The organism is Bacteroidota bacterium (genome assembly GCA_020161395.1).
Taxonomy (GTDB): Bacteria; Bacteroidota; Ignavibacteria; order Ignavibacteriales; family Ignavibacteriaceae; genus UTCHB3.
This window is the reverse complement of the sequence record JAIUOE010000004.1, coordinates 195704-210849: the sequence shown is the minus strand read 5'-3', so window position 1 is coordinate 210849 and position 15146 is coordinate 195704. Positions and strand designations below refer to the sequence as shown.

Below are 15146 nucleotides of genomic sequence, written 5' to 3'. Positions count from 1 at the left end.
AATGAGATTAAATAAACGGTAATCAGACTATGTGACCAACGAAAGATAAACATGGAAGAAAGTTTAGTAGTTAGCATTCGTGCAAGAATTGACGCCCTGATGGGTGTGGCGGAAGTGGAGAATGAATTAAAATCACTCAATGATCGAGTTAATGATTCTGCCCCGCTTGAGTCGGTGGAGAAAATGAGAAATTCGCCATTATACAAAGACCTTGCAAAGAATGTTGATCCGACATCGCTTGCAGATTTTCAACAACAGTTGAGTGACCCCGCAAAATTTTTAATGCAAGATATTACAGGTGATGCAATTGATTTTCAGACAAAAATAAATCGATACTATGGTCCTGGTTTGTTGCCCAAAAATCAATGGTGGGGCAGAAAAAGAAAAGCAGATGAGTTTTTGGATCGAGCAGGAGACGGACTTCAAAATTTTGTAGAAACAGCAGAGAAAGAGTTACTAAGTGGCAATTTGTCAGAAGAGGAAAAGAGCTTACGAAAAGCTGAGTTAGCAGCTATTAGAGAAGCTTTTGAAGACCTCACCAAAAAACTTGTTTCAACTTTTGACCGCTACTTCGACCCGAACAAGAATGTTGGCGATCCATCACTTAACGAGCTGAATAAAGGCACTGGTTTCTTGTCCAATATTGAAAATGTCGCGAAAATGGTAGTGGGAAGTTTGATGGTTGGTCCTGTTGCACAGCAGGCATTAAAAAACTACTTACTCGGTTATCGAGGAGGTTTAGTTGATGAGCAAGTGGAGGCAAAGTATCGATCAGCGTTTCAAGTAGGTGATCTGATGGGGAACTACGGTCAAAATAAAATGGCGCAGTTCTTTGAAGAATCTACACGGGCTCAATATGGATTAGAAAAATTGAAAGGTGAAGGGGCTCAAATAGGTAATATTACCGGGGTTATTGCGACAATAGTCGGAGGTATGGTTGGAGGTCTTCCGGGAGCATTTTTAGGGGGACAAGCCGGAAAGGGGGTAACTGATTTATTTATCGGGAAAAGCGTAGGCGAGCAGGAAATAAACTTGCAAAAGTATCTGACTGATAAGCAGAGCAAACTTGAATCAGATATAAAATTTATGTCAGAAATTCTTGCAAATGTAGCACCGAAAGTTCAAACCTATTATCAATACGATATTGCGGGTGCACGAGGACGGGCTCGAATCGGACAGCCGGGTGGAGTAAGTCAATTCAGTTATATGACCTTGCCTGAACAGGTTCAGGAGCAATTAGGTTTTGCAGAGACAGCCGGGTTTTATGATAATTCGCTTTTTAAGCAGCAACATGATTTTGCACAAATGCACGGTCTCGAACCGCAACAGGTATTTGGTGTCAACAAGTATAGATGGTTAACCGGCAAAGATGTTGGAGCTGAAGGACTTTTTAAAGCTTTAGACTATGGAAGGAGCCAATACGGTGACAATATTGATCCTTCAAAAGCAATCAAAATACTTGAGACAATGCTTCAAATCCAATCAGACCAGCTAAAATATACAGTTAAAGCCGATATGGAGAAAGGTATGGTGTTATCAAGAATTCCGGAGATATTTTTCGGTAATGCTGATCCGTACGGTAGAATTGATCAATTTGGGACTCAAACACTGTCCCACTTGGGTAGTATGTTACAGCCCAAGAATCTTGCGGCAGATGCTTGGTTATATCAAACACTTCAACCAAAGAGTTTGGAAGAATATTACAATATAAAACAAGCGGGGCTCAATGATGCTCAAAACCTTCCACACTTGTTAACAGTTTTAAAAGGAGTCAAATCTGATAGTGAATCACCTGCTTTAGCAGGGAACAGACAAAATCTGTTTAATCGTGTACTGAACCAGCTGGGAGGTAATCCCCCGGAAGGTTTCGCAAGTCATATAACTGACCTGATATACAAAGGGGAAACCGAAGTTACAGAAATGGTTGATGGTAAGCCTACAAAGGTAAAGAGAACTTTCGAAGAGGTTGTAACAGCTCTTCAAAAAGCCATTGAGAACGGTGAAAAATTCACGATGTTAGGTGAATCAACCGATAAACTCAAAGACTCACAGGAGAGATATATACAACTGCTTAAAACAGGTGCCGAAGAATCCGTAGCAGCTTCTAAAAGATCGATTAAAGCATTGTCAGATCAAGCTGCGAGCATTGGCGGGACATGGAAAAGTATGGTTGAAAGCATGCAATCCAAAACGAACACTTATCTAGGTATTTTAAGCAGTGTCCCGGGGATTTTTGAAAGATTCCAAAAGATGCAAGACATCAGCATGGGGTATCAAGTAGCAAAGATGTATAATGACGGGATGATAAATAGAGAACAGGTGGATTCTTTATTATTAAGAGTGATAAGTAAACCTGAAAGACATGAGGATATTGTAAGAGAAGTATTCCCTCCGAAATCGAGTTACTGGATAAATTATAATAAGAAATTTGAGATAAAGGATGGGAGTGACAAAAAAACTAACAGTGAAAATAAATTAACGCCAAGAGTGCACTCACCAGAGGAATATAACCGATTTCAGAAATCACAATTCTTTCAGAACGGTGGTACTTATGAAGAATGGCTGAAAGGATACGGAGTCATCCTGCAACCCTCTCGATCACGGGATCTCGAAAGCATCATCATGGGTGATATGAATAAACCTCAAATAGCTTCGAATAACAATAGTAATGGAAAAGTGCTTTTGGATATCAAAGAAGGAATCGATAGATTGAAAGCAGCAGTTGAAAAAAGTCAGGCAATTGTTAATGTCACCCTGATTAAAGACAATGCCATGGAAAATTGGCTGTTTCAGGAGACACCGGTTGTGAACAACAAGCCCGAAAATATCTATTATGGTTAATCAGCCAAGATTAAAAAGCAATCTCCCACTTGTTTTAGTATTAACTGACCATAATTATTTCGATATGAGTCGATTTGTTCAATCGATTTCAATCAATAAGGCAATTGGAAGAAATATTTCAAGCTGCTCGATACAATTGGCACCGGCTCCGGGGGAAACCACACGGGATACGATATTAAACAATGTTATGTGGAAATCACTCGTGATGAGATTGATGCGACCGTATCAATTGATTTGGGTTAAGCTAAACCGGTTAAACTCCGAGTATACATTTATCGGTTTAATCGACATTCCGAAGGAAAGCATCAACCAAAATTCAGCTCAACCATCGCAAGCTTTAACAATTAGTGCGAGCAGTATTTTAGGAAAAACTTTAATCTCTGAAAGCATAGTTGGTAGTCAAATCCTTGCATCATTCACGGGCAAAGAACATGAAGCGATGATTAAAGAGTGGTTTGGTCAGGACGGATATGATTTTATGAAATTTAGCAGGGGATTGGATAAAGATGGAAAGAGTGTATTTCTTAACACCCCTGACAAAGCAATTCAATGGATCCTTCAGAATGGAATAAGACAAAGAAAATTCCTTGTCTACAATGATGCAGGGCAAGCCCGTAAAGTGCAAATCGGTGATATACTTGATTTTCGAGGTAATGCAGAAAAAATATCGAGTGTCAGAGTCTTGAAAAACGAATTTTTATTCGGACCCGAGTTAAGCATTTATACGGGGAATTTGTGGAATTATCTGGAACAGTGTATAGATTCAAGATTCTACGAGATGTTTACGGAAATCGATTCTTATAAGACGGACGACGGTACATCGAGAACAGTCGATAAACTTATTATCAGACCAATTCCGTACTCTTACAAAAAAATTGATAGACTGAGACAGAAAGAACTTGACAGTAAGGGGCTAAAAGCGAACTCTGATGAGTGGCTATATTTTGATGATCTGCCAATTTCCCTTGTCACCTCAACCAGGGATATTCGACAATTGAATTTTTCGATTACCGATAAAGAGTATTTCAATTATTTCACGCTTGAGTATAACAACAGCATTTTGGCACCACAGGGGAGTGATCTTTCACTTTTTGGTTACTCACCCCCGATAATCAACGGTGAAGGGTTGATGGAATTTGGACTTCGAGAGTTAAAACTTACTTCACGGAACCCAATGAATTTTGGCAGAGAGCACCAAGAATATGATGACGCCAGAAAGAAAAAAGAATCTATAGGAGCCATTGAGCCGGGGGCATTAGCGCGGGCACACGAATCATTAATGACAAAAAGAGAAAAGGGGCTTGAGTGGTATGGTTTCCCATATCTTGAGAACGGGCAGATAATCGTCCCCGGAGATGAAACAATCAAGCTCGGAACCCGACTTCAAATCGCAGATAAAGAGTATTTCTATGTGATAGATACAGTCGATGGGCTAAAACCCTTTTCCGGGAGAGGGATGGAATATTACATTCAGTCGATTCAACACACTTGGAGTGTGGGGAGTGAGTTTCAAACCAATCTTGGTTTAATTCGCGGGATCCCTGTCATTACTGACAATGACGCCAGCGACATGATCTATAAATACTTCGAGTATATCTGGAAAACGAAATTTGATACTTTGCCATACTATAGAAAGTCAGAAACAAAAACGCAAGATGAAATTAATCAACATGCGACAGATGATATAGCTTCTGATACAGACATTAAAGAGGATAAGAAAAGGCAATTTAGCAAATACAAATCGATCAATCGCCCAATCGAAAAGAGTGCATTCTATCAGGACACTTATTTTAAGAATCAGATTGTTTTGCATCATACGGGCGCAGATGGGATTGAGGGGGCTATTGCAGAGTGGAATAGAGAAACCGATCTCGAAAAAGAGAAGAAAATTAAAATCGCAGCTCACATGATAATAGGCAAAGATGGGAATGTTGTTCAAACTATCCCGGACTTTCAACAGTGGGCATATCATTCATCACAGGGAGGATTTCAAGACCGATATAGCATAGGCATTGAACTTGAGAACTGGGGAGCACTGATACTTAAAAATGGGATATATTACACTTCGGTCGATGGCAAGACAATAAGCACTGTCTACACAGGACAAGTTTTCGATAATAAAGTTGAGTATAGAGGAAGTCGGTATTTCGCAGCATACACAGAGGCACAGATTAATACAACTTTTCAGGAAGTGTTAAGACTTTGCAATAAGTTCAACATCCCCAAAAGAGTGATTACAGATTTTAGTCTGTCCGCAAGTTATATAGGCTTTAAAGGGATCGTGAGTCACCACAATTTTGATAGGAACAAACATAATGTATCACCTGCATTTCCGCTCGTTGAATTAGCACAATATCTGAAGGATAATTAATGGAAATAAGTAACGATTTTAAATCGATTCAAACAGAATCAAAGTTCGTTTTTGGATTTCTGAAATTAGTAACTGAAACCGGAACTCTTTATTTTGAGGATAACAGCGGTACAGTATATGATTATTCGAAGATCATGTTTTTGGTCAGTAATTGGAATGAAAGTGAGGGGATTAAGAATTTTCCCGGAATTCGAGTGTATGATGAAATGAAAGTGATTAATAGCGGTGATCAACTAATTGCAATCAAGGTCGATAGTGCCTCGAAGGCGATAATCATTTTAGGAAGTCTTTCAAATCTCATCAGCCCGCATAGTTCCAAATTTTTACAATCCGAACCCACAATGAAAGATTTAACCGAATTTGTTTTTCAGAGGAATAATTCCAACCGTTTATTTGTGCTTCGCGAAACTTCTGAGGGTCAATTTGAAATGATTCTGAACAGCGTGGAAAGCACAAACGATTCTGTCGGCATGAGAATTAATTTAAAAGGAAAACATCCGGCATCAGGCTATTTTGACCTTTCCGCAAACGGTGATATCTCAGTTAAGAAAATTGATAAATCGGGTAAGCTTATTTCTGAAATAGTTGCCGGGCGAGATTATTTTTCAATTGGAGACTGTTTCGGTAATCAAGTATTGTGTAATCCTGAAGGTTTGGAATTAAGAAGCAAGGAGCATAGAATCAGTGTCCGAGAAGATGGTGTAACAATAAAATTAAAATCTGATAATCTTCTGAAAGTGAGTGATGCAGGAGTTACCGTAGAAACGAATATTTTCAATATCCGAACCATCCCGACTGAAAATGAGAGCGAGGAAAAAGAATCCTTGAGAAAATTGTTGAGTGATCTGACAAAAACAATAGGAGAGTTGACATTCACCCATCCCCAGGGACCGACAACAGGACTCGAACCTGCGAGTAAAACCAAACTTTCCGCCATCATTGTTCGTATCAATGACTTTATGAAGACGATATAACCATGAAGCAGAAATTTTATCCCCCTCGCAAAAATTATATCGTGTTCGAAATGATTCGAATCAACACGAAATTGTACATAAAAAATCCTGATGCACCTGACGCATTTTCTCAAGAAGATGTCGTGTATCTCGGAGTAATGCCGGAAGGTATCAGTTATCAGTTGATGAGTCGAAATTATCGCATTCAAACTACAGACTTGATAAGCATTACAAAATATTCTTTACAGCCGGAGAAATGTAATCTTAATGGTTATTTTGGAGAAGATCGACGCCTTATTGCCGGTACTTATATGTCAGGTTTTGAGAGACTTAAATATTTTCGGGATAATGTAGTAACTCTTAGCAAGTTGATAAATCCTGATGATTCAATGTACTTCTTGAACTATTACGATTTTAATTTTCAGAAATACGGATCGATTGATATTGACAGTTTTAGTTTAACCGGTAATGCCCGATCACATTCGATTATGCCGAGATACTCGCTGGATTTTACAATTGTCGGTGAACTTTTAACTCCTGTAACAAGTAGTGACAAATTATTAAATTGGTTAAAAGCTACTTATCTACCCGGAGGAACTTACGATGATCTGCTTGCTAACTTATCGTTTACTATCCCTGAAGGCGTGACGGATGTATTTACACATGCAACAGCTCTCAAGGAGTGCGCTGATGTTGCGAAGGATGCCAAACGAACAATTACGAATGTGGCAGGATGTATTGGCAACATTGCAAAAACTGACAATCCTGTCAACTTAATCTTTTGATCGGAGAGACACATGAATTATTTTGTAAGTATTTCAGAAAGTCTTGATTCTCTTAATAAAAGTAAAATAAATTTAAGCGATAAAAGTGAATACGATATCGCAGACTATTCAAGCCTGAATTTGGTTACGGAGTTAACAAGAAGAATTTTACTTAGGCAACTAAAAGCTTATAAATTCCTCGGATTGACAAAAGAACAGTTTGAAGAAATAATTCGCACCCAAAAAGGTGAAAAACGAAAAATACGACACATTATTAACGCTCACGAAACAATATTTTCAATATCGAAAAAATATGGAATTGAAGCGGAAGAATTACTTCAGATAAATAATCTCAAAGTTACTGACCTAAATCCGGGGATTGAATTATTGATAGAGGTAAAGGCAGAGAATATCTATCAAAGATTTGATATTCCTGTGTTTACTGAACATACGGGAGAAGAATTATTAGGAAGAGATTTAAATAATAGCTTTTCACCCGGAGCAAGCGGTGATTTTGAAGTTCTTTCGCCGAGAGAAACCATAAAACAAGGTGTCGCAAATATCACTCTTACTAAGAGAGGTGATTATCCACTGCTTAACAGTTTCGGGATCTCTTTCGGGGAGGATGGTAATTTCCCGGAGGATCTGGCTGATAACTTGATTTTGACAGAGGTGTCAAATGCCCTTAACAGTGACCCACGAATCAGTGCGATAAAAAGCATTAAGGTTGACAGAAAAGGAAATGAGGTACTAATAGATGCAGAAGTTGAAACGATAGTATGAAGACTCAAGAACAAATATTAAGTGATCTGATTGCGGATTTTGCGAGCTCACAGGACAAAGTAACATACTTTGGTCGTGATTCAGTCGCAAGGGGATTTCTGCATGCAATCAGTTATGCAGTGAGCGAAATTTGGCAGGATATTTATCAAGCTAAAAGGCAATCTCATGTATTAACAGCATCAGGAAGCGATCTTGATTTACTTGCCGGTAAATTTGGACTGGTAAGAAAAGGTCTAACAGGAAGTAGTACAGTACTTAATTTTTCAGGTATTGACGAAACTGTAATTCCTGCCGGAACAATAGTTACTGATTCTACCGGGAGTATTCGGTATCAGACTAAATACACAATCAAACTCGGTAAGAACGATTCAATAACCCGTCCGCTTGCAAGTTCTTCAATTGGTGATAGTGTGCTTGCTGAAAGCATGGAAGAAGGGAGAAAATCTTCGATTGAAAATGGCTTATTAAACAAACTTGAATCTACTATAATTGGTGTTACGAGTGTCACGAACATTTTACCGAGCATTGGCGGAAGTGAGATTGAAAGTGATGAAGATTTTCGAGCCCGGATATTAGAACAGTTTTCAGTTCTTAATTTAAATACACAAAAGTTTTATGAGACTCTTGCCAAATATAGTAATCCGACTGTGTATAAAGCTTTAGCAAAACATAATCCTCTGAACCTGGGAACAAAAATTTATCTTGTTAAAAACTCATTTGGAACTTATACCTCACCTGAACTTACAGCAATAGCGAATAATATATACTCAAACCAAAGAGCTCTTAATCCAATTACTTGCACAAATGCTACAATTAAAGCAATCGAGATCAGTTTTCACTATAAAAGAGATCAAAGAGTTAGCCGTGGGAAAATATATTCCGACTCTTCAAAAGTAATTTCAAACTTTATCGAGGGAATCTTTGATTTTGGATGTACTCTAAACTATTTTGATCTTTATCGTAGAATACTGGCAGTCGATGGTATTACTGAAATGAGAGAAAGTCTGTTTTTTATTAATCAGGGGCAACAAAATATCGCACTCTTAGACACAGAGGTACCGAGATTTATAAAATTAACCATCAACGATGGTACTGTTACAGAACTTGGGATAGAGCAGGAGTACTCCTCACTATGACAGAACTTCAGATTCGGGCACAGTTAAAAAAATATCTTCCTGCATTTATTGATGAAAATGGAACATTAGATGCCATCTTTTTATCCGTAGCGAAGGAATTGAAAAAACTCTATGATGAATCCGATAATCTCGTAAATGCTCCATTCACGGGGAGAGGATTACTTCTCACTTGCTCTGAATATGGAAATTTCATTGGTGGTGAGTTAATCGATGAAGGTTTGATCAATTCAAGACTCGAAAATATTTTTACGATTTTGAGGAGTAGAGGGAGCGAGGATACAATCTTAAGCGATCTTGAGAGTCTTCATAATGAAGAATTTTGTGGCTGGGAGAATATCACCCCTCCTGGCAATGATCTCTTTGGTATCGTACTTGATTGGACTTATTACACGGATGAATATTATTTCCTTGATCTCCATAAACTCATTGTTATCGATTCAGGTGATGGGATAGTACCATTAACAGATGTTGAAAAAAACCTCATTCAAACAAGCATTGTTCCATCAGATACAACGGTTATATTTAAATGAAAACACTATTTAAAAGTTCTTGCAGAATTGGAAGTCTTGAATTAAGCAGGACACAAGAATTAATATCCTCATCTGCGCTTGAGGCAATCAAACCCCTGATTAAGACTTATGGATTAATTAACACATATAATAGTAACCATGTGCTTACCTCAGATTGGAAAGTGGAGCATTATTCAGATAATGAGATTCGTGTGCTGACTGGCACCGCATTAGTCCCTGATATTGACAAAATCCCGAGGTTCGTGAAGCTTCCTGCAAATCAAATAATCAACACCGGATCGACTGATGGTAACTATTCAGTTGTTTTGCGATATAAGGCAACAAATTTCGAGGAGGGTACAGTATCAGTATCCAATGGATCAACTGCCGTCACAGGAGTTAAGACCAAGTTTACAAAAACTTTATCAGCCAACAGAAGAATTAGAATCGGAAGTAGTTTTTATACAGTTGGGTCAGTTGCCGATGATGAAAACCTTGGTATAGTCGAATCATTTGACCAGCCAAACGCTTCCGATGTAAAGTATAAAGTCGGCGGATGGTTTGCCGGAACATCTCCGTTAGCAGAGGCAGACAACCTCATTTACGAACTGGACTCATACGAAATAATTCTTAAAACCGGGGCAATCGCAGAATATGAAGTTGTCCTGGCTAAAGTTGTAATAACTTCAAACATCATTTATGATGTTCAGGATCTCCGACACAAGTATGTACTATCCTTGATCAACAATAAGCAAGTTGATTTTATTTCTCATACCTCAACAACTGTCAATCCGGTGAACCAGACAAGTAATTCCATTATAGTTAATCCCGGGCAAATGGATTATTTCCCTGAAAGTCATTCTGCTGATTTTAGCACTTGTTTTATCACCAATAATGACGGGGTACCAGTTGGCTTTAAGTTTACATCGAAGTCAAACATTGAGTTCACCCAAGTAACTTTTGACCCTGCTAAAGGTGTTTTCTCCGCGAATACGGGGGCACCGGTATTTACCAGAAATAGTGTGATTATTGATTCAAATGGTCTTAAGATTGGCGGGCAATACCTAAAGTATTTCAACACACAGTCAAGTACACCCGGATCCGCCCTCTTCGATAGAGAAATAATTGAAACGCAAGGGGCATTTAGGAGCAAAGACGGATTAGTTTTGTTAGGAAAAAACAGTGGCAGTAATGGAACCGGTGAATTTAACTTCGGAGCACTTCATTATAATGAATCCGGTAAGAAACTTGCACTTATTGTAAATGGTGGATCAACAGGCTCTGCAGGAGATGGACAAAGAGATATTGAACTTGAGGTTCAGAATAGCGCCCTGAGTTACGGAAATTTAAAGTTTACTCGTAATGGAGTAACATTATTTCAAATTTATATACCTGCTTCAGGCGATCCATCTACATTGAGTGAAATTCGATTTGGAAGTAGTGTGAAGATAAACAGGAGTGGGCAAGGGTTCTTCCAGTCTCTAGAGGCAGGAACGATTTATGGGACAAATTCCGTAAATACCCGGGTTATCGACATCGAGGGTGGAGCTGAACTTCTCGTGAAGAAGAATGCTGATACTTTATTTTCGATCACCATCCCAAGTGGTGGAACCCCCGCAACCGATACAGAATTAAGATTTGGAAGTTATATCACCATCAAAAGGTATGGTGACTTAAGCTGTCCAATAATTCGTGCCAGTACTCGAATTTTCGCTGCGGATATCCAAACAAATACAATTAATGCCACCGGTGAAATTATGCCGGCACCATCAGGAAAACTAAGGCTTCATCCTGATAAAGCAGCGCCGGCAACTGCAGGAGCAGATGGTTTACCCGGAGAGATTAGGTTCGATAGTGGGTATTTGTATGTGTGTACTGCAATAAATACATGGAAAAGAACAGCTTTAACAACATGGTAAATGAGGAATTTGAAAAATGAATAAAGAAACAAAAGTACTGAAGTTTGCAGGTACTGATAGCGAAAAGCTTTATGTTAATGCTAAAACCATTGCGGCTTTGATAGTTCCAAACGATGCAGCTTTCAATAGTAAAACACTCACTTTTAAGTGTGGTGTTGATCCCAATAATTTATTTCCACTTGCCAACATGACTGATGGAATTATTACAGTTGTACTTGCTGCTGGACGAACGATTGCTCTCGATCTCCCTTATTTTGCAGGGATTACACATGTCCAAATGATTGCTTCAGGTAGTCTTACGGGTAAATCCATAACTGTAATATTTAGAGAGTTGTAGCTATGTCAAATGGTAGATTTTTCTTGTGGTACCGGTTTACCCGTTATATAGTGATAATGCTCGGGATCACGCACGACAACAATAAACTAGTAACTCACAACGGTGATAACATTGTATTTAGAAAGCATATATAGGTAGAACAATGGCAGATGTTAGAGTAAAGAATTTAAATGCGATTACTACAATAGATAAGCAAAACGATTATTTGCCTATTGAAGATACGAGCGCAGATGAAACAAAAAAGATAACGATTAAACAGATTAGTGGAGAAATTGCAGGATGGGATTTAACACCAAATGCCGATGGTACTTTATCACTTAAAGATAATACCATTGGAGATAACAGACTTGGTGATAAAGCCACTCAAGACACCAATCTCGGAATTGCCCTTCAGTCATACTACACTGCAAGGAATATGTTAGCTAATAACGGGAACAGTAGCTTTGGGGCTTCTATGACTAAAGCTAATGTTACTTTTACAAATCCTGATAACGCTTCGGGTATTATCCCCTCAACCTATCTTGCAAAAACATTTCAAGTACAGGCAACAACAAATGCAGGCAGCACCTATTTCTACTTACCCGAGCAATCCGGTTCAGGAGTCACTTCAATAATTACTGGTTTCTGGTTAAACAAAACGAAGTTGCAAGCATATATAAATGCGCTTGTTACAACAGTTGAAGTGTTTTCCTACTGGTTTAATACCACTAACCCAATGACTTTCAGCAAACAGGAGTTGCAAGATATTCTCGATAAGAAGTTATTCTTTAAAAGTAAATCACAGGTAACTGGCTGGCAAAACACATTGACATTTAGAGTACTTGCTCACCAAGACGACTGGGTATATTTTGCCTTTAAAACAAGTAACTTTTCAGGCACCCCAGTTAATTGGAAGTTTTATCTCTTATGGAATAACACACCAGAAACACTCCTTACTAATCCATGGGAATTTTTGAATTTCACAATGCTTAAAAATGAAAAATTCATTATCCCGTGGGGAGTCTATAAAGATGGAACTTCAGCAATACCGGAGTTTAATCTTGTCAGTAAAGGTGAAATTGACCAAATTAAATCAGTAGTAAACACAGCGGTTAGTTACCCGATAGAATCTTACTCTAATCAAGGGATAACTTTTAAACAGCGGAGTTATATTGAGAAGTCAGGAAACTATCTGAACTATCTCAACGGACAAAATTCAACCAGCCTTTGGGATCCCTCTTATGGTACTATGACAAGTACACTTGAAACCACAGGAGAAATAATTCCCTCATCTTACGGTCTTTATAAGCGAACATTTACATCCAGAACAGGGGGTAATGATTGGTGGGTAAGGCAAAATATCGGTTTCCCGGAGAACACTAAACGAATAAAGTTTGGAGCTTGGTTTGAGAAAAGTTCACTGTTAGCTTTGGCAAATGCACTACCAGATGGCGGGACTGACTATATAAGATTTTGGATATTCCTGAATAACTCGATTCATGGAGAGAAACTACTGAAAGTAGATATGCTTGGTTTTCTTAACACACCAAAAAATTACAAAAAATCAAGCAGTATTACTAACGGAGGTATTTCGTCAACAACTACAGTTTATTGTGGAGGTGAGTCAACTAACTGGGTATTCCTTATTTTTGATACCGTTATTAACTCAGGAACAATAAGTACATCTTCATTTTATTGGGAAATGTCAGGCGGTAGTGTAATGAACGCAAATCCATATACACTGTTTAATCTGATTCTGCTTTTAGATGAAGCAGCCGAGTATATGAACGGTTACATGGTTTACAAAGAAGTCGGAGGCGGAGTATCACAGAGCAACATAATCACTAAGGAATATGTAGATTCTAAAATCTCGACCATAACTACGGTTACCCCCACTAAAAATAAGATAAGAGTACTTAAATCAGGAACAAACATTTATGTGCGGTCACACTTCAACGAAACAAAAGATGTGGTTATCCAGTATGGAATAAACGGAGCCGGTACAAATGAAAATATTGGCATACAAAATACTTACCTAATCGACAAGGCAGCAGCAGACACCACGACAGCTTATACAGCCGGGACAATAATACACAGTGCCGGTGATGATATTTGTCCGTGGTATACTCAAAACACTGGATATATCGGTGCGAATCACGGATTTAATACAGCAAAAGTGACTGTAGCAAGTCATGATAAAACAACCGCTGATGTTGGTTCGTTATGGACAGATGGAGTAAGACAGTGGTATTTAGCAGATATTATCAATTCGACCTCTCTGCATTTTTCATGCAAGACATCTGGTTCTCCATGGACGGCAACATCAAGCATCACAGGTTCAACGCTTACTCATGTTTCCGGGGCAACTAATACCAGTACAGTTACTATCACTGCACAGGAACTCTTACAAGCTGAGCCAATCACTCTAAATAGAGATAAAAAGTATCTTCTTGATGGTAAATATGATTTAACTGATGGAGTAGTTGGTTATGCAGATTTCTTTGATATTGTTGATTTGTACGATATGGTTGACCCTTCGACAATCATTATTAGCTATCCCGTTAATTGGTCAAATGGTTCTGCATGGGTAAGAAACAAAATAACCTACAGATTTGGCAATTATGGAAGCACGGTAGTGAATTACACAGCCGAAATACTAAGACCGCTTAATTTGGGTTATATGGGATTCATTCAAAGTGCAAAAATGACCAAAGGTAGTTATGATAAGGTTTTTGCTTATATGCCGAAAGTCTTAACAAACAATGGTTACGATCTTAAAGCAATTATTGATTTCACATCTAATCCATCAGTACCATTAAACTATACAGATACCTATCTGGAATCTGCATCAAATCCACCTGATAGATTAATTGAGTTTTTGGGTGATAACGATGGAACAAAGAGAGTTGGTTATGCTCATGGATATAATATAGTTTACGGACATGGCAAAAGTGCGAGCAGAGATGCAAATAACGCAAATCAATGGAATATCCACACCAGTAGTAAATCATATCCTCACTGCATTGACAATTTAGGAAATATTTCTGCCGGGACAGTGTTTCAGGTTATCGCATATCGGCAGTATTTTGACCCTCAGCTTTATCCGAACACTACTTGCGTATATCACCATAAAGTAGGAAATAACGACATGGTGTATATCGACATACATCAGAATGTAACAAATCTTAAAATTCAATTACCGTCATTTTTGACTGGGAAAGCAATCACTTTAGTTGAAAAAAACAGCGACTTAACTTTGGTGACTGATGAACTTGTCACTTCTGATGGAGTGATTGTTACTGTAACAAATAACTACGGATATGCCGTGTTAAAATTAATATAAGGAGCACCATTAGAAATATCAAAAGAGAGTTCGAAGTATCATCGGAAGAATATGCACTGTGGAATGAGGATTCCTATCTGATCAGCCTGGCATGTACAAAAACCGGTGTTATTCCATTGTAGAAGGGGAGTAGGTAATTTAATAGCTTCCAGACATTATGTAAGTCATCCTTAAAACTTTACGAGGGAAAACTGCTATACTCTGTACGAGA

Annotated in this window: 10 protein-coding genes; all 10 read left to right on the top strand. The window is 38.3% G+C overall.

Translation table 11 applies throughout. The features are described from left to right. The first annotated feature begins 51 nt into the window (after window positions 1-51). The 10 genes from LCH52_08240 to LCH52_08195 all read left to right on the top strand — a co-directional run bounded on the left by LCH52_08240 (window position 52) and on the right by LCH52_08195 (window position 14935). Window positions 52-2841 carry a hypothetical protein gene (locus LCH52_08240; protein ID MCA0388469.1) on the top strand — a complete coding sequence of 930 codons (2790 nt, stop codon included), beginning with the start codon at window positions 52-54 and terminating at the stop codon, window positions 2839-2841. A gap of 64 nt (window positions 2842-2905) precedes the next feature. Beyond that, window positions 2906-5212 carry a peptidoglycan recognition protein family protein gene (locus LCH52_08235; GenBank protein MCA0388468.1) on the top strand — a complete coding sequence of 769 codons (2307 nt, stop codon included), beginning with the start codon at window positions 2906-2908 and terminating at the stop codon, window positions 5210-5212. Continuing rightward, the gene (locus LCH52_08230) at window positions 5212-6186 is read left to right on the top strand and encodes a hypothetical protein (GenBank protein MCA0388467.1); all 975 of its coding nucleotides are present in this window, start codon (window positions 5212-5214) and stop codon (window positions 6184-6186) included. The genes LCH52_08235 and LCH52_08230 overlap by 1 nt, the downstream gene beginning before the upstream one ends. Window positions 6187-6188: 2 nt before the next feature. Continuing rightward, window positions 6189-6950: a hypothetical protein gene (locus LCH52_08225; GenBank protein MCA0388466.1), complete on the top strand. Its 762-nt coding sequence runs from the start codon at window positions 6189-6191 to the stop codon at window positions 6948-6950. 12 nt (window positions 6951-6962) lie between these two features. Further along, window positions 6963-7712, top strand: coding sequence for a LysM peptidoglycan-binding domain-containing protein (locus tag LCH52_08220; GenBank protein ID MCA0388465.1), 750 nt, complete (start codon window positions 6963-6965; stop codon window positions 7710-7712). Next, entirely contained in the window at window positions 7709-8848 is a 1140-nt protein-coding gene (locus LCH52_08215; protein ID MCA0388464.1) for a baseplate J/gp47 family protein, read from the top strand. The genes LCH52_08220 and LCH52_08215 overlap by 4 nt, the downstream gene beginning before the upstream one ends. Continuing rightward, window positions 8845-9378, top strand: a complete 534-nt coding sequence (locus LCH52_08210; GenBank protein ID MCA0388463.1) for a hypothetical protein — start codon at window positions 8845-8847, stop codon at window positions 9376-9378. The genes LCH52_08215 and LCH52_08210 overlap by 4 nt, the downstream gene beginning before the upstream one ends. Further along, window positions 9375-11276, top strand: a complete 1902-nt coding sequence (locus LCH52_08205; GenBank protein MCA0388462.1) for a hypothetical protein — start codon at window positions 9375-9377, stop codon at window positions 11274-11276. The genes LCH52_08210 and LCH52_08205 overlap by 4 nt, the downstream gene beginning before the upstream one ends. Window positions 11277-11292: 16 nt before the next feature. Then, entirely contained in the window at window positions 11293-11613 is a 321-nt protein-coding gene (locus LCH52_08200) for a hypothetical protein (protein MCA0388461.1), read from the top strand. Window positions 11614-11755: 142 nt separating this feature from the next. Beyond that, entirely contained in the window at window positions 11756-14935 is a 3180-nt protein-coding gene (locus LCH52_08195; protein ID MCA0388460.1) for a hypothetical protein, read from the top strand. The last annotated feature ends 211 nt before the right edge of the window (window positions 14936-15146 follow it).

Bases quoted from the DNA above. Each gene is read 5' to 3' on its own strand.
- LCH52_08220 (MCA0388465.1), top strand. From the start codon at position 6,963: ATGAATTATTTTGTAAGTATTTCAGAAAGTCTTGATTCTCTTAATAAA.
- LCH52_08225 (MCA0388466.1), top strand. From the start codon at position 6,189: ATGAAGCAGAAATTTTATCCCCCTCGCAAAAATTATATCGTGTTCGAA.
- LCH52_08230 (MCA0388467.1), top strand. From the start codon at position 5,212: ATGGAAATAAGTAACGATTTTAAATCGATTCAAACAGAATCAAAGTTC.
- LCH52_08235 (MCA0388468.1), top strand. From the start codon at position 2,906: ATGAGTCGATTTGTTCAATCGATTTCAATCAATAAGGCAATTGGAAGA.
- LCH52_08195 (MCA0388460.1), top strand. From the start codon at position 11,756: ATGGCAGATGTTAGAGTAAAGAATTTAAATGCGATTACTACAATAGAT.
- LCH52_08210 (MCA0388463.1), top strand. From the start codon at position 8,845: ATGACAGAACTTCAGATTCGGGCACAGTTAAAAAAATATCTTCCTGCA.
- LCH52_08205 (MCA0388462.1), top strand. From the start codon at position 9,375: ATGAAAACACTATTTAAAAGTTCTTGCAGAATTGGAAGTCTTGAATTA.
- LCH52_08240 (MCA0388469.1), top strand. From the start codon at position 52: ATGGAAGAAAGTTTAGTAGTTAGCATTCGTGCAAGAATTGACGCCCTG.
- LCH52_08215 (MCA0388464.1), top strand. From the start codon at position 7,709: ATGAAGACTCAAGAACAAATATTAAGTGATCTGATTGCGGATTTTGCG.
- LCH52_08200 (MCA0388461.1), top strand. From the start codon at position 11,293: ATGAATAAAGAAACAAAAGTACTGAAGTTTGCAGGTACTGATAGCGAA.